The following is a 13,673-nucleotide window of genomic DNA, read 5'->3' as shown; positions in this document are numbered from 1 at the left end:
GGCGGTTTCAGGTGTCGGCGGTCAGGCCGCGAGCCGCGCCGCCAGCGTCTTGGCCTTGGCCCTGGCGTCGTCGTGGGCCTTGGCGCGCGAGGCGTCGGCCGCGTCGATGAGGTCCGCCATGGCCGGGGTCGTCCGGGCGAGGGTCAGCTCGGGAACGATGAAGTGCAGGTCCATGCCGAGCACGGTGCCGAAGACGTACCGCAGGTGCGGCTCGGCGAAGTCGTTGCCCTCCTGCGGGGTGCCGGGCGCGTAGGAGCCGCCGCGGCTGGCGATGAGGGTGACCGGCTTGCCCAGCAGCGCCGACTGCTCGGTGTAGGCGGTACGGCCGAGGACGATCACGTGGTCCAGCCACGCCTTGAGCGTGGAGGGGATGGCGAAGTTGTACATCGGGGCACCGATCAGGACCGCGTCGGCCTCTTCCAGCTCCCGGGTCAGCGCGTCGCGCAGCGCGAAGTCCGAGCGCTGCTCGGGCGTCCGCTCGGCGGCCGGGGTGAGGGAGGCGTAGAAGGCGCCGGCGGTCAGGTGGGGCAGCGGGTCGGCGGCGAGGTCGCGGTAGACGACGGTGCCCTCCGGGTGCTGCTCCTCCCACGCCTCGCGGAAGCTGCGCGTCACCTCGCGGGAGACGGAGGTGTCGCCGTTGAGGGAGGAGTCGAGGTGCAGGAGCGTGGCCATGATGTCCTCCGGGTAGATTAGGTACTGCAAGGCCGTACGCAGCTATTAATATCACAGGGGCTTACTTTTCTGCACTTGCTCCCTTCGAGTAGGCTGGAATCATGCTGGAAGCCGACGCCGCGACAGGCGGCGAGCACGGCCCCCGGACCGGGAAGCCCGCCGACATCGCGCTCTGCACCGAGCCCGAGTCCGCGCTCCAGCGCGTCTTCCTGCTGCTCGGCAAGCGCTGGACCGGCGTCGTCATCGCCGCCCTGATGAGCGGCCCCGGCCACTTCGCGGAGCTCAAGCGCGCCGTCCCCGGCATCAGCGAGCGCATGCTGTCCGACCGGCTCAGCGAGCTGGTCCACGCCGGGCTGGTCACCCGCCACGTGCAGGAAGGCCCCCCGCTGCGCGTCAGCTATCGGCTGACCGACGCCGGGCTCGGGCTCCGCCCGGCCCTGGCCGAGCTGACCCGCTGGGCCGAGTCCCACCTGCCGGAAGAGGCCAAGGGCTGCCCGGGGGAGTTCCGTCCCTGACACCCGCCGGGGATCACCGGACAGGCCCTAGGCTGGGCGGGTGACGGACAACAGCGAGGCGGGAACGCGGGCGGGAGCCGACGAGGCGACGCGGCGGCTGGAGCGCGCGGTGCACGCCGCGGAGACCGCGCTGATCGAGTTCGAGATCGCGGTGGAGACCTTCCGGATCGAGGTGGAGAACTTCTCCCGGCTGCACGAGCGGCGCCTCGGCCCCCTCTACGCGCACCTGGAGGAGCTGGACGCGCGGATCGCGGAGGCCGTCGCGGCCAGGACCGGCGACCCCGAGGACCAGCGCCGCGCCCACGAGGCGCGCGCCGCCGCCGCGCCCATGCCGCAGGTCTCCGAGCTGTTCCAGGGCTGGCTCGGCTCCGACGGCTTCGGCCCCGAGGCGTACGCCATGCTCACCGAGCAGTCCGTGCGGGAGCCGCCCCGGGTCCGCCCCGGCGAGGAGGCCCGCCGCCTGTACCGCGAGCTGGTCCGCCAGTGCCACCCCGACCTGGTGTCGGACGCCACCGAACGCGACCGCCGCGACGCCTTCCTCACCCGCGTCAACCAGGCGTACGCGCGCGGCGACGAGGACGCCCTGCGCGACCTGGCCGCCGAGTGGGAGCGCGGCGGCCCGGGCCCCGGCCACGGTCCGGAACGCGACCTGGCCGATGAGCTGTACGCGCGCCTGGAGTGGCTGGCCGAGCGCAAGGAGCTGCTGGCCGACGCCGCCGCCGCGCTGGAGGACAGCGCGATCGGCTCCATGCTGCGGATGGCCGGGGACGACCCGGACCGGATGCTCGCCGAGATCGCCGAGGAGCTGCGGCAGCGGGTGGCGGCCAAGGAGGCCGAACTGACCGCGCTGCTGGCCCGATAGGGTCGGGACATGAGCTTCGCACTTCCGACCGTGACGGCCGACGCCGTGCCCGAGGGCGCCCCGCTGCTCGACGTCCGGGAGCCCGACGAATGGGCCGCGGGACATGTCGAGGGCGCGCTGCACATCCCGATCGGGCAGGTCGTGGAGCGGGTCGGCGAGATCACCGAGCACGCCGGGGACGAGCGGCTGTACGTGGTGTGCAAGGTCGGCGGCCGGTCCGCGCAGGTCACCGCCTATCTGGCGCAGCACGGCATCGACGTGGCCAACGTGCACGGCGGCCTGCACGCCTGGGAGGACTCGGGCCGGGCGCTGGTCAGCGAGGCGGGGGAGCCGTTCGTCCTGTGATCCCCGCCGGTCCCCCGGTTCCGGCCGGGACGGCGGCGAGCCGTTCCACCGCGGCGCGGATCGACTCCGGGCGCTTGCAGAACGAGAAGCGGACCAGCCACGGCGCGGCGTCCGCCCCCTGCTGGAACGCCGAGGTCGGGATCGCGACCACCCCGGCCCGTTCCGGCAGCTCGCGGCAGAACCGCAGCCCGTCCGTGAACCCCCAGGGCCTGATGTCCGCCTGGAGGAAATACCCCGCGTCGGCCCGGTAGGGGCGCAACCCCGCCTCGGCCAGGCCCGCGCCGAGCAGGTCCCGGTTGGCGGTGAGCGTCGCGCGCAGCCCGGCCGACCACTCCCGCACCGAGCCGAGCGCCCGCGCGATGCCCTCCTGGTACGGGGTGCCGGAGGCGTAGGTGAGCCACTGCTTGACGGAGGCGACCGCCGCCACCAGCCGCGCCGGGCCGCAGATCCAGCCGACCTTCCAGCCGGTGACGTTGAACGTCTTCCCGGCCGACGAGATCACGAGCGTCCGCTCCCGCATCCCGGGCAGCGTCGCGATCGGCACATGCCGGCCGCCGTCGTAGACCAGGTGCTCGTACACCTCGTCGGTGACCACCGTCAGATCGTGCGCGCGGCAGACGTCCGCGACCGTCGCCAGCTCCTCGGGTGTGAAGAGCTTGCCGGTCGGGTTGTGCGGCGAGTTGAGCACCAGCAGCCGGGGGCGGCGCGCGCCGGTGACGGCGGCGCGCAGCGCGTCCGCGTCGAGGGCGAAGCCGTCGCCGTCGGCGGCCAGCGGCACGGTCACCAGCCGGGCGCCGCTGAGCCGGGCGCCCGCCGGATAGGCGTCGTAGCAGGGGTCGAAGGTGACGATGTCGTCGCCGGGCCCGGTCAGTGCCAGGAACGCCGAGGCCAGCGCCTCGGTGGCGCCCGTCGTCACCAGCACCTCGCCGTCCGGCGCGTAGTCCAGTCCGTAGTGCTCACGCTGGTGCGCGGCCACGGCCGCGCGCAGGGCGGGGAAGCCGAAGGCGGGCGGGTACTGGTTCCGCCCGGCCAGCACGGCGGCGGACACGTCGGCCAGCAGGGCGGGGGGAGAGTCGAGCTCGGGCACGCCCTGGCCGAGGTTCACCGCGCCGGTGCGGTGGGCCAGCTCGGTCATCTCGGTGAAGATGGAGGTCTCGGTCGCGCGACTCATGTCCCCACCCTAGGCGGCTGTTCGGCCGCCGGGGCGCCCCCGCCGGGGATGCGTCCCCGGCCGGGCGCGATCCGGGACCTTGACCTGCCAAGGCGGCCCGGCGGCAGGTACGGTGCACGGGTCAACCCAGAGCGGTCCTAGTAGTCCCGTGGAACGAGCCGAGCATGCTGCCATCCGACACGGCACCGGAGCACGACGCCGAACACGACGCCCACCCCGCGGCCGGGCCGGAAGTGCCGACGGAGTCCGTCAGCCTCGGCGCGCTGTCCCTGCCCGCCCGGCTGACCGTCGCGGTGGCGGTCGGCGCGGTGGCCGTCTACACGGTCTGGCACCTGGCCATGGTCTTCCTCTTCGTGGCCCCGTCGAACACCCTCAGCGAGGACTACCGGGACACCGTGCGCGGCTACATCTATCCGGAGTTCGAGCAGAACTGGAAGCTGTTCGCGCCCAACCCCCTCCAGCGGCAGGAGGGCCTTGAGGTCCGGGCCGAGGTACGCGGCGCGGACGGCGGGACCGAGATCACCGACTGGCTCGACCTGGGCGCCATCGACGTCGAGGGCATCAGGCACAACCCGCTGCCCAGCCACACCGCCCAGAACCTGATGCGCCGGGCCTGGGACTTCTACGTCGGCGCGCACAACGAGGACGGCGATCCGGTCGGCCAGCGCGGCGAGCTGTCCGCGAGCTATGTGCACCGCATCGCGCTGCTGCGGCTCGGCGAGGAGACCGATCTCGACCTGGACGCCGTCGAGCGCCTCCAGCTCCGCTCCTCCACCACCCGCGTCCCGGCGCCGGACTGGCGCGCCGAGAACTACGACACCGACACCTACTACGAAGAGCTCGACTGGTGGGCCGTCACCGCCGAGGACCTGCCGCGGGGCGCTCTCGCCCAGGACGACGAAGGAGAGCAGCCGTGACCGTGCCCGCGCAGCGATCCGGCGGCACCACCGCCGCCCCCGGGAGCCCGGCCGACCCGCCGTCGCCGTTCCGCGGCCTGGGCAAGAGCTTCGACGCCGCCCTGGGCCGGGGGATCGGCAACGTCACCCGGCGCGTCCTCGGCCCCTACCAGACGGCCGTCGTCCGCATCGGCTTCGCGACGACGATGCTGCTGTTCCTGCTGCACGAGTGGGAGCACCGGCACGAGATGTACGGGCCCGACGCGCCCTGGGGCTTCGACCTGGCCACCCGGCACGTGAGCGGCAACCAGGCGTTCACCGTGCTGCTGTGGTCCGACTCGACGCTCTGGTTCGAGTTCGTCTACCACCTGGTGATCCTCGCCTGCGTCGGCCTGCTGCTGGGGTGGCGGACCCGGGCGATGTCCCTGCTGTTCATGGTCGGCGTGCTCTCGCTCCAGAACCGCAGCGTCTTCCTCGGCGACGGCGGCGACAACGTCATCCACCTGATGTCGATGTACCTGGTCCTCACCCGCTGCGGCCGGGTCTGGTCGCTGGACGCGCGCCGTGCCGAGCGCGAGGAGGGGCGGCCGGGCCGTGACCCGGTGGGCGTCACGCTGTGGGTGGTGCTGGGCGCCGCGCTGATGGCGAGTCTGCTCGGCGGGAAGCTGGACAGCTGGATCTGGGGCCTGTTCTTCACCGGCATGTGGCTCGCGCACGGCTTCTGGTGGCTGGTCCGGCGATACGCCCCCGGCGAGCCGCGCATCGTCTCCGACATCGTCGCCAACCTGATCCACAACGCCGCGCTGTTCGTGATCATGGCCGAGGTCTGCGTCATCTACTCCACGGCCGGCTGGTACAAGATCCAGGGCTCGCGCTGGCAGGACGGCACCGCCGTCTACTACCCGGTGCGGCTCGACTACTTCAACGTCTGGCCCGAGCTGACCGACATCCTCGTCAACAGCGGGCCGATCGTCATGATCCTCACCTACGCCACGGTCTTCATGCAGGTGATGTTCCCGTTCACGCTGCTGAACCGGAAAGCGAAGAACTGCCTGCTGGTGCTGATGATCGGCGAGCACATCGGGATCGCCGTGCTGCTCGGCCTACCGTTCTTCTCGATGGCCATGATCGCGATGGACAGCGTCTTCCTGCCCACCGCCTTCCTGCTGTGGCTCGGCTCCCGCGCCCGGCGGGCCGCCGAGCCGGTGCGCCGCCGTCTGCGGCGCACCCCGCCCCCGCCGCCGGACGCCGCCGCCGAGGTGCCGGAGCGCGCCCCGGCCTGGGCGAAGTGACCGACGGCCGCTGGCGCGAACTGGCCCCCCGGGCTGTGTTGCTGGACGGCTTCCACGCGCTGAAGCACGCGCTGCGCTTCGGCGCGGAGATTCCGCTCGCGGTGGCGGCCGACAAGGCCGCCGCGCTCGATCTGGCCCGCCGGCTGGCCCCCGACCTGACCGAGCCGCTGGCCGCGCTGCTGACCGAGACCGGCGTGGACGGGCTGCGCCGCGTGGTCCCCCGCCCGCACCCCACCGGCGTCGCCGCCCTCGCCGTCCCCGCCCCCCGCCCGCCGGCCGCCACCGGGCGCACGGCTCCCGTGGTGCTGCTGGACAACCCCCGCCACCTCGGGAACATCGGCGCCGTGATCCGGCTCGCGGCGGGCATGGCGGCAGCGGGCGTGATCACCACCGGCACCGCGGACCCCTGGCACCCCACGGTCCTGCGCGCCGCCGCCGGACTGCATTTCGCACTGCCCGTCAGCCGCGCCGACCTCGCCTCCCCGCCCACCGGGCCGCTCTACGCCCTCGACCCGGCCGGCCGGGACATCGCCGCGGTCCGCCCGGCGCCCGGCGCGGTGCTGGCCTTCGGCTCGGAACGCGCGGGCCTGTCCGACGAGGTGAAGGCGCGGGCGGCGGAGCTGATCTCCCTGCCGATGCGCCCCGGAGTCTCCAGCTACAACCTGGCCACCAGCGTCGCCATGACGCTCTACCACTGGCGGGCCGGGGCGGTCGCCGGCTGACGCCCGGCGGCGGGCCGCGCGCCTCCGTTCGGCGGCCGAAGGCGGGCCGTGTTCCCGCGACCGGCGGATGACGGCCCGGATCGTGTCGCGGCGTCGAGGGCGAGGAGCGAGTGGTCGCCCGGCGAGCCGTCCCGGTCGTGGCGGTGGAACACGGTCAGGCCCAACCCCCGGCCCAGCACCGTTCGGCCGCCGCCAGGTCGCGGGAGGGGCGGGCGCTCCTGAGGTGCGCCTTGGCGGCTACGGGCATGGCGGCGGCTCCCCGGGTGCTCGTGCCGCGTTCCCTACGACAGGACGCCGGCGGCGCGCGCCGCGTTCAGCCACTGGGGGAACTCGCTCATCAGCGCGTCGTACAGCTCCTCGCTCGGGACGGCGCGCGGGTCCGCCCCGGCCGGGAAGAAGCCCGCGTTGTCCACGGCACGTCCGGCCAGGTCGTCCAGCCTGCGCAGGAACGTGAACGGGTCGTCGCCGAAGCCGATGAACTGCCAGAACACCGGCAGCGTCGACACCTCGGTGAGCAGGGCGGCGGTGGCGCCCTTGTCCTTCGGGGCGCCGTCCGTCTGGAAGATCACGAAGGCCGGGTCCTTGGTGCCGGAGGCCAGGTAGTGGTCGAGGACGGCCCGCATCGCCTTGGCGTAGAAGGTCTTCCCCATGTGGCCCAGGGTGTCGTGGATCTCGGCGATCCGGCCCCGGTGGGCGCCCAGCGCCAGGTCGGCGCGGGTATGGACATCCGTGGAGAAGAAAATGGTCGGCACCACGCCGTCGTCGTCGAAGTGCGCGGCCAGGCCCAGCGCCTGCTCGGCCAGGTGCTGCACGGTGCCGTCCCGGTAGAAGTCCTTCATCGAGCCGGAGCGGTCGAGGACCAGGTAGACGGCGGCGCGCACGCCCAGCAGCCGGTGCTTGCCGAGGCTGACGCCGGCGGACTTGTAGAGGTTGACCAGGTCGGGAGCGGTGGCGGTGACCTTCTCCAGGCTTATCGGGCTCATGATGGCTGTCCTCGGTCTCTCGGGGGCCGTTCGGTGGCTGGCTCCAGGTATCCCATGAACCCGCGCCGCGCGTCTCCGAGTTCCGCGACGCCGCCGGTGCGTTCGCTCACCGCCGGGGAGTCGAACGCCTGGACCTTTCTCACCCGGTCCGCGTCCCCCGAAGGAGTTTTCCGTTGCGCAAGGCGGCGGAAACTCGTCACCCCCTGACACGTGGACCCCCCACAGTGGTTCCCGGCACGACGCGGAACGGAACGCGAGGGAGCCGTGATGGCCTGGGCTGACGGCGTATGCGTGGTGGACACGAGGAGCGGCAGGATCGGCCGGATCACCGGGCGGGCGGGTCCCCGGCTCAGCCTCCGCCCGCTCAGCGGCGGCGGCCGGACGTGGGCCTGCCCGTCGGACGCGGTGCGCGCCGCCACGGAGTGGGAGCAGCGCAACGCGGACGTGCTGGACGCCAACTGGCGCTTCTGGCGGGTCGGCTCGCGGCAGGGCGGCGAGAAACCTACTCGCCGGTAGTGGTTTTCGGCCGGTGCACATCAACTACGCTGGCCCACGGCGGGGGTGACGCAGCAGGCTCGGCAGACGCACGCGACACCGGGGAGCTCATGCATCACGACCAGTGGCGGATGCCGGACTGGACGGAGGCCGAGGAGTTCATCCGGCTCTTCCACTCCGAGCACCCCAACCAGCCCGTGCCGCTGTCGATGCGCCTGCGTCAGGTCCGCGAACACCTGGAGACCTACGGCACCTACCGCCACACCCGCGCCGAGCTGGACTTCGGCGCCCGCGTCGCCTGGCGCAACTCCAGCCGGTGCATAGGCCGGTTGTACTGGCAGAGCCTGCGGGTCATCGACCGCCGCAACGCCGTCACCCCCGACGACATCCACGCCAACCTCTGCGATCACCTGCGGATGGCCACCAACGACGGCCGGGTCCGCCCGATGATCTCGATCTTCGCCCCCGCCACCCCGTACCGCGCCGCGCCGCTGGTGTGGAACAGCCAGCTCGTCCGCTACGCCGGCTACCGCGCCGAGGACGGCACCGCGATCGGCGACCGGGGGCAGACCGGCTTCACCGAGACCGTCCGCCGCCTGGGGTGGCAGTCGCCCGGCGGCTGGTTCGACATCCTGCCGCTCGTCATCCAGACCCATGGCGACAAGCCGCAGCTCTACGACGTCCCGCGCGAGCTGGTGCTCGAAGTGCCGCTCAGCCACCCCGACTTCCCCGGCTTCGCGCGGCTGGGCCTGCGCTGGTACGCGGTGCCCGCCATCTCCAACATGCGGCTGAGCATCGGCGGCGTCGACTACCCGCTCGCGCCGTTCAACGGCTGGTACATGGGCACCGAGATCGGCGCGCGCAACCTCGTGGACCCCGACCGCTACGATCTGCTGCCCGTCGTCGCCCGCCTCCTCGGCCTCGACACCAGCAGCGAGTCCACGCTGTGGCGGGACCGCGCGCTGGTCGAGACGAATATCGCCGTCCTGCACTCCTTCGAGGCGGCCGGCGTCAAGATCACCGACCACCACACCGAGTCCCGCCGCTTCCTCACCCACCTCGCGCGCGAGCGGGAGCAGGGCCGGATCGTGCCCGCCGACTGGAGCTGGATCGTGCCGCCGGTCTCGGGCGGCATCACCCCGGTCTTCCACCGGTACTACGACGAGGCCGAGCTGCGCCCCAACTTCCACCTGGACGAGGACGCCCGGGAGCGGTCCACCGGCGGCTGCCCGGTCGACCACTGACCGTCCGGGCCGCCGTGCCGCGCGGCGGTCGCGGTCGTGGCTACTCGGGGGCCGGGAACGAGCCGTACTCCGGGGCGCCGGCCGGCTCGTAGACGTGCAGCACGATCCCGGACGCGGTGGTCTCGACGCGGGTCAGCCGCAGCGCGAGCGGCGCGATCCCCTCGGCGAACAGCTTCTTCCCGCCGCCCAGCACCACCGGGTGGAACAGCAGCCGTACCTCGTCGATCAGGCCCTCGGCCAGCAGCGACCGGGCCAGCTCCGCGCTGCCGCTGATGCCGATCTCCCGCCCCGGTCGCTTCTTCAGCTCCGCGACCCGCGCCGGGACGTCGTCGGAAAGGATCGTGGTGTTCCGCCACTCCGCCGTCCGCAGCGTCCGCGAGGCGACGTACTTGGGCAGGGCGTTCAGCTTGGTGGCGATCGGGTCCGCCGGATCGGTGACCCTCGGCCAGTGCGCGGCGAAGATGTCGTAGGTCCGGCGGCCGAGCAGGAAGGCGTCCGCCTCCTCGAACCAGCCGGTCATCAGCCGCCCGAAGTCCTCGTCGGCGTACGGGAACGACCAGCCGCCCCGGGTGAACCCACCGCTGGTGTCCTCCTCCGGCATGCCCGGCCCCTGCACGACGCCGTCCAGCGTCAGGAACTCCGTCAGGGTCAGTCTCATCGCGCTCGTCTCCTCGCGTCCCGTCCGCCGCTCGGCGGCCCGTCCCCTTCGGACCCGGCGCCGCGCGAGAACTCATCGGTGGGCTGCCCGTCCGGCGGCAGGTCGCGTTCCTCGAACACCGGTGACGTGCGGGTGCTCAGCACCGCCGGCATCGCCCGGACGCGGGTCAGGACCAGCTCGCGCGGCTTTCTGTTGTCCGCCGTGCGCACCAGCGGCAGCACATCGAAGTCCCCGCTGACCAGGGCGAAGGGGCGGCCCCCGGCAGCGCCTCGGAGAAGCCCCGGGCGCACGAGGGCCCGGCCGCCCCCCCCCGGCACGTCGTGCGGCTCTCCCTCACCTTCGGCCACCGCGCCCGCGACGGCGCCACGGCGGGCGGCTTCCCGCGGCACGTCGCCGATCTGGTCGAGTGGCCGGTGCTCCTGCCACGGGACCGGTGACGGCGGGTACCGTGCCCGTATGGCACCCCGACGGGCGGTACCCGGATCACAGCACCCGCACGAGGCCGTCGTGCTCGCCGGCGGCGCCGCGCGGCGGCTCGGCGGCGCGGACAAACCCGGCGTCCGGATCGGCGCCCGGACGCTCCTGGACCGGGTGCTCGCCGCCTGCGCCGGGGCCGGCGCGGAGCGGTGCGTCGTCGTCGGCCCGCGCCGCCCCACCGCGCGGTCCGTCGTCTGGGCGCGCGAGGACCCGCCGGGCGGCGGGCCGCTGGCGGCTCTCGACGCCGGACTGCGGCACACCACCCGGCCCCTGGTCACCGTGCTCGCCGCCGACCTGCCGTTCCTCGACCCCGGCACGCTCCGCGCGCTGCTGGCCGCCGCCCGGGAGGCCGACGGCGCGCTGCTCCAGGACGACTCGGGGCGCGACCAGCCGCTCACCGCCGTCTACCGCGCCGAGCCGCTCCGCCGGGAACTCGCCCTGGTGCGCGCCGAGTACGGAACGCTCGCCGGGCTGCCCCTGCGACTGCCGCTGGCCGGCCTCACGCTGCGGCGCGTTCCGTTCGCCGGCGGTCTCGACTGCGACACCTGGGCGGACATCGCCACGGCACGCGCCCGGATCAGGGACGATGGGACCGTGCTGGACGAATGGATCGCCGCGGTCAAGGCCGAGCTCGGCATCGACCCCGACGTGGACACCACCGCGCTGCTCGACGCCGCCCGCGACGCCGCGCACGGCGTGGCCCGCCCGGCCGCCCCGCTGACGACGTTCCTCATCGGCTACGCGGCGGCCCTGCACGGCATCACGCAGGCCGACGCGGCCCGTAAGATCTCGGCGCTCAGCGAGGCCTGGAGCCAGGAGCGGCAGCCGTGATCGACGACTTCGACGACGCCCTCGCGCTGGCCAACGGCCCGTTGCCGCCGAGCGGTTCGCACGACGGGGCCCGAGCGCGCCCGGTGCCGCCCGTCCCGCCCGGCGCGGACCCGGCGGGCGAGGACCGGGCCGGGCCGGGGACCGGCCCCGCCGCCCACCCCACGACCGCCACGGCCAACGCCGCCGCCGACGCCGACTGCGCGCTCGTCAGCCCCGCCTGGGACAGCGCCCGCGCCACCGCGCACCGCTGCGTCCGTCCGCTGCCGCCGCGCCGCCTGCCGATCGACCTGGCGCTCGGCCACACGCTGGCCGCGCCGCTGGCCGCGCTCACCGACCTGCCCGCGTTCGACACCTCCGCCATGGACGGCTGGGCCGTCGCCGGACCCGGCCCCTGGCGGGTGACCGACGCCACCGGCGCGCTGGCCGGCGCCCCGGCCGTCCGCCCGCTCACCGATGGCGAGGCCGTGCCGATCGCCACTGGTGCCCGCGTCCCCGACGGCACCACCGCCGTGCTCCGCTCCGAGCACGGCACCGTGGAGGAGGGCCGGCTGCGCGGCACCAACCCGCAGCCGGGCGCCGACATCCGCCCGCGCGGCCAGGAGTGCCGCACCGGCACCGAGCTGCTCCCGGCCCGCACCCCGCTCACCCCCGCGGCGCTCGGCCTGGCCGCCGCCGCCGGCTACGACCAGCTCCCGGTCCGCCCCCGGCCGCGCGTGGAGGTGCTGATCCTCGGTGACGAGCTGCTCTTCCGTGGCCTGCCGCACGACGGCCGCATCCGCGACGCGCTCGGCCCGATGACCGGCCCCTGGCTCGCCGCGCTCGGCGCCCACGTCCTGGTCACCCGCCGGCTCGGCGACGACGCCGACGCCCTGCACGAGGCGGTGAGCACCAGCCGCGCCGACCTGATCGTCACCACCGGCTCCACCGCCGCCGGACCCGTGGACCACCTCCGCGCGGTGCTGCGCCGGCTGGGCGCCCACCTGCTCGTCAGCGGCGTCGCGGTCCGGCCGGGCCACCCCATGCTGCTGGCCGAGCTTCCCGGCGGCAGACCGCTGGTGGGCCTCCCGGGCAATCCGCTGGCCGCCGTCTCCGGCCTGCTGACCCTGGCCGCGCCGCTGCTGTGCGCGCTCGCCGACCGGCCGGTGCCCGCCGAGCGGCGCGCGGCGCTCACCGACGCGGTGCGCGGTCACCCGAGGGACACCCGGCTGGTGCCGGTCGACTCGCCCGAGCCGGGCCGCGCCCGGCCGTTGAGCTACGCGGGCCCGGCCATGTTGCGCGGCATCGCCGCCGCCGCCGCCCTCGCGGTCGTCCCGCCGGGCGGCGTGGCGGCGGGCGACGAGGTTCGCCTGCTCGACCTGCCCCGCGCATGAGGCTCCCGGGCTCCCCGCCGCCCCGCGGCGAGCAGGACGACCCGTCGCCCGGTGTCGCTCTGCCGCGCTATGTGGCGGGCCCGCTGGTGCAGGTGATCCGGCGGCTTGGCATGGCGGGGGCGGTGATGGCCCTGGCCGTCCTCCTGGTGTACTCGGACCGGAGCGGCTACCAGGACAACCACGACGGCGAGGTCGGCTTCCAGGACGTCCTGTACTACGTGACCGTGTCGCTCTCCACCACCGGCTACGGCGACATCGTCCCGGCGAGCGACGGCGCGCGGCTGATCACGACGTTCCTGATCACCCCGCTCCGCGTGCTGTTCCTGATCATCCTGGTCGGCACCACCCTGGAAGTGCTGACCGAACGGACCCGCGATCAGTGGCGTCAGGCCCACTGGAGGAAGAACGTGCGCGATCACACCGTCATCGTCGGCTTCGGCACGAAGGGCAGATCAGCGGCCGAGACCCTGATGAGCGGCGGCCTCGGCCAGGACCAGATCGTGGTCGTGGACCCCAGCGGCCGGGTCGTCGAGCAGGCCAACGCCGACGGCTACGCGGGCGTCGTGGGGGACGCCACCCGCAGCAGCGTGCTGCTGCGGGCCAGGGCCGACCGGGCCCGGCAGGTCGTCATCTCCACCCAGCGCGACGACACGGCGGTGCTGGTGGCGCTGACCGTGCGGCAGTTGAGCAAGTCGGTGCGGATAGTGGCCTCGGTGCGCGAGGAGGAGAACGTGCCGCTGCTGCGGCAGTCGGGCGCCGACTCCGTGATCACCAGCGCCAGCGCCGTCGGTCGGCTGCTCGGCCTGTCGATGATCAGCCCGAGTTCGGGCGCGGTGATGGAGGACCTGATCCAGCACAGCAAGGGCCTGAGCCTGCGCGAGCGGCCGGTCACCAAGGCGGAGGCGGGCCGTTCCCCGCGCGAGTGCGACGACCTGGTGGTGTCGGTGATACGCGGCCACCGGCTGCTGCCGTTCGACGACCCGGGCGCCGCGACGCTGGAGCTGACCGACCGGCTGGTCGTCATCCACCGGGTGCGGCCCGAGGAGGCGAAGGCCGCGGCGGAGAAGGCGGCGGAGAAGGACCGACGTGAGCGCGGGCCCGGCTCCTGGCGCATTCCGCGCCGTTGAGCCGGCCGACAGA

Annotated in this window: 16 protein-coding genes and 1 pseudogene; 12 read left to right on the top strand and 5 right to left on the bottom strand. The window is 74.0% G+C overall.

Annotated elements, in window-relative coordinates; all coding sequences use genetic code 11:
- Positions 1-21: 21 nt before the first annotated feature.
- Positions 22-672, bottom strand: a complete 651-nt coding sequence (locus OIE51_RS14095; protein ID WP_326598005.1) for an FMN-dependent NADH-azoreductase — start codon at positions 670-672, stop codon at positions 22-24.
- Positions 673-773: 101 nt separating this feature from the next.
- On the opposite strand from OIE51_RS14095, the gene OIE51_RS14090 reads away from it, so the two are divergent.
- Genes OIE51_RS14090 through OIE51_RS14080 form a run of 3 tightly spaced genes read left to right on the top strand, consistent with a single transcriptional unit; the run spans position 774 to position 2,394 of the window.
- Positions 774-1,187: a winged helix-turn-helix transcriptional regulator gene (locus tag OIE51_RS14090; protein WP_326598004.1), complete on the top strand. Its 414-nt coding sequence runs from the start codon at positions 774-776 to the stop codon at positions 1,185-1,187.
- 40 nt (positions 1,188-1,227) lie between these two features.
- Positions 1,228-2,049, top strand: a complete 822-nt coding sequence (locus OIE51_RS14085) for a J domain-containing protein (RefSeq protein ID WP_326598003.1) — start codon at positions 1,228-1,230, stop codon at positions 2,047-2,049.
- Between the two features lie 9 nt (positions 2,050-2,058).
- Positions 2,059-2,394: a rhodanese-like domain-containing protein gene (locus OIE51_RS14080; RefSeq protein WP_326598002.1), complete on the top strand. Its 336-nt coding sequence runs from the start codon at positions 2,059-2,061 to the stop codon at positions 2,392-2,394.
- Here OIE51_RS14080 and OIE51_RS14075 read toward each other — a convergent pair.
- Positions 2,363-3,565 carry an aminotransferase class I/II-fold pyridoxal phosphate-dependent enzyme gene (locus OIE51_RS14075; RefSeq protein ID WP_326598001.1) on the bottom strand — a complete coding sequence of 401 codons (1,203 nt, stop codon included), beginning with the start codon at positions 3,563-3,565 and terminating at the stop codon, positions 2,363-2,365. The genes OIE51_RS14080 and OIE51_RS14075 overlap by 32 nt on opposite strands.
- A gap of 164 nt (positions 3,566-3,729) precedes the next feature.
- Between OIE51_RS14075 and OIE51_RS14070 the strand changes: the two genes are divergently transcribed.
- The 3 genes from OIE51_RS14070 to OIE51_RS14060 are packed head-to-tail and all read left to right on the top strand — an operon-like array spanning position 3,730 to position 6,475.
- Positions 3,730-4,482, top strand: coding sequence for a DUF5819 family protein (locus OIE51_RS14070; protein ID WP_326598000.1), 753 nt, complete (start codon positions 3,730-3,732; stop codon positions 4,480-4,482).
- Positions 4,479-5,753 carry an HTTM domain-containing protein gene (locus tag OIE51_RS14065; RefSeq protein WP_442811921.1) on the top strand — a complete coding sequence of 425 codons (1,275 nt, stop codon included), beginning with the start codon at positions 4,479-4,481 and terminating at the stop codon, positions 5,751-5,753. The genes OIE51_RS14070 and OIE51_RS14065 overlap by 4 nt, the downstream gene beginning before the upstream one ends.
- Positions 5,750-6,475: a TrmH family RNA methyltransferase gene (locus OIE51_RS14060; RefSeq protein WP_326597999.1), complete on the top strand. Its 726-nt coding sequence runs from the start codon at positions 5,750-5,752 to the stop codon at positions 6,473-6,475. The genes OIE51_RS14065 and OIE51_RS14060 overlap by 4 nt, the downstream gene beginning before the upstream one ends.
- A gap of 281 nt (positions 6,476-6,756) precedes the next feature.
- Here OIE51_RS14060 and OIE51_RS14055 read toward each other — a convergent pair whose 3' ends face one another.
- Positions 6,757-7,458, bottom strand: a complete 702-nt coding sequence (locus tag OIE51_RS14055; RefSeq protein WP_326597998.1) for a VWA domain-containing protein — start codon at positions 7,456-7,458, stop codon at positions 6,757-6,759.
- A 267-nt stretch (positions 7,459-7,725) separates the two neighbouring features.
- Here OIE51_RS14055 and OIE51_RS14050 point away from each other — a divergent pair, with 267 nt between their 5' ends.
- Together OIE51_RS14050 and OIE51_RS14045 are read left to right on the top strand one after the other, a co-directional pair.
- Entirely contained in the window at positions 7,726-7,974 is a 249-nt protein-coding gene (locus OIE51_RS14050) for a hypothetical protein (protein WP_326597997.1), read from the top strand.
- Between the two features lie 89 nt (positions 7,975-8,063).
- Entirely contained in the window at positions 8,064-9,197 is a 1,134-nt protein-coding gene (locus tag OIE51_RS14045; RefSeq protein WP_326597996.1) for a nitric oxide synthase oxygenase, read from the top strand.
- Positions 9,198-9,237: 40 nt separating this feature from the next.
- Here OIE51_RS14045 and OIE51_RS14040 read toward each other — a convergent pair whose 3' ends face one another.
- Positions 9,238-9,855: a dihydrofolate reductase family protein gene (locus OIE51_RS14040; protein WP_326597995.1), complete on the bottom strand. Its 618-nt coding sequence runs from the start codon at positions 9,853-9,855 to the stop codon at positions 9,238-9,240.
- 86 nt (positions 9,856-9,941) lie between these two features.
- Positions 9,942-10,130 (bottom strand): annotated as a pseudogene (locus tag OIE51_RS26960) (Lrp/AsnC ligand binding domain-containing protein); the annotation flags it as partial.
- A gap of 45 nt (positions 10,131-10,175) precedes the next feature.
- Between OIE51_RS26960 and OIE51_RS14030 the strand changes: the two are divergent.
- The 4 genes from OIE51_RS14030 to OIE51_RS14015 are packed head-to-tail and all read left to right on the top strand — an operon-like array spanning position 10,176 to position 13,660.
- Positions 10,176-10,292, top strand: a complete 117-nt coding sequence (locus OIE51_RS14030; protein WP_442811920.1) for a hypothetical protein — start codon at positions 10,176-10,178, stop codon at positions 10,290-10,292.
- 19 nt (positions 10,293-10,311) lie between these two features.
- Positions 10,312-11,163, top strand: coding sequence for an NTP transferase domain-containing protein (locus OIE51_RS14025; RefSeq protein ID WP_326597994.1), 852 nt, complete (start codon positions 10,312-10,314; stop codon positions 11,161-11,163).
- A complete protein-coding gene (locus OIE51_RS14020; RefSeq protein WP_326597993.1) occupies positions 11,160-12,533 on the top strand; it encodes a molybdopterin molybdotransferase MoeA in 1,374 nt (457 codons plus the stop codon). The genes OIE51_RS14025 and OIE51_RS14020 overlap by 4 nt, the downstream gene beginning before the upstream one ends.
- Positions 12,530-13,660, top strand: a complete 1,131-nt coding sequence (locus tag OIE51_RS14015; RefSeq protein WP_326597992.1) for a potassium channel family protein — start codon at positions 12,530-12,532, stop codon at positions 13,658-13,660. The genes OIE51_RS14020 and OIE51_RS14015 overlap by 4 nt, the downstream gene beginning before the upstream one ends.
- Positions 13,661-13,673: the final 13 nt, after the last annotated feature.

It is taken from the genome of Streptomyces sp. NBC_01803, assembly GCF_035917415.1.
Classification (GTDB): Bacteria; Actinomycetota; Actinomycetes; order Streptomycetales; family Streptomycetaceae; genus Streptomyces.
Note: the sequence above shows the minus strand (reverse complement) of the source record. Positions and strands in the feature narration are given on the sequence as shown.

What these genes read in the sequence shown, in the direction of transcription:
- OIE51_RS14090 (WP_326598004.1), top strand. Translation starts at nt 774, where the DNA reads ATGCTGGAAGCCGACGCCGCGACAGGCGGCGAGCACGGCCCCCGGACC.
- OIE51_RS14055 (WP_326597998.1), bottom strand. Translation starts at nt 7,458, where the DNA reads ATGAGCCCGATAAGCCTGGAGAAGGTCACCGCCACCGCTCCCGACCTG.
- OIE51_RS14070 (WP_326598000.1), top strand. Translation starts at nt 3,730, where the DNA reads ATGCTGCCATCCGACACGGCACCGGAGCACGACGCCGAACACGACGCC.
- OIE51_RS14075 (WP_326598001.1), bottom strand. Translation starts at nt 3,565, where the DNA reads ATGAGTCGCGCGACCGAGACCTCCATCTTCACCGAGATGACCGAGCTG.
- OIE51_RS14040 (WP_326597995.1), bottom strand. Translation starts at nt 9,855, where the DNA reads ATGAGACTGACCCTGACGGAGTTCCTGACGCTGGACGGCGTCGTGCAG.
- OIE51_RS14015 (WP_326597992.1), top strand. Translation starts at nt 12,530, where the DNA reads ATGAGGCTCCCGGGCTCCCCGCCGCCCCGCGGCGAGCAGGACGACCCG.
- OIE51_RS14050 (WP_326597997.1), top strand. Translation starts at nt 7,726, where the DNA reads ATGGCCTGGGCTGACGGCGTATGCGTGGTGGACACGAGGAGCGGCAGG.
- OIE51_RS14045 (WP_326597996.1), top strand. Translation starts at nt 8,064, where the DNA reads ATGCATCACGACCAGTGGCGGATGCCGGACTGGACGGAGGCCGAGGAG.
- OIE51_RS14080 (WP_326598002.1), top strand. Translation starts at nt 2,059, where the DNA reads ATGAGCTTCGCACTTCCGACCGTGACGGCCGACGCCGTGCCCGAGGGC.
- OIE51_RS14095 (WP_326598005.1), bottom strand. Translation starts at nt 672, where the DNA reads ATGGCCACGCTCCTGCACCTCGACTCCTCCCTCAACGGCGACACCTCC.
- OIE51_RS14025 (WP_326597994.1), top strand. Translation starts at nt 10,312, where the DNA reads ATGGCACCCCGACGGGCGGTACCCGGATCACAGCACCCGCACGAGGCC.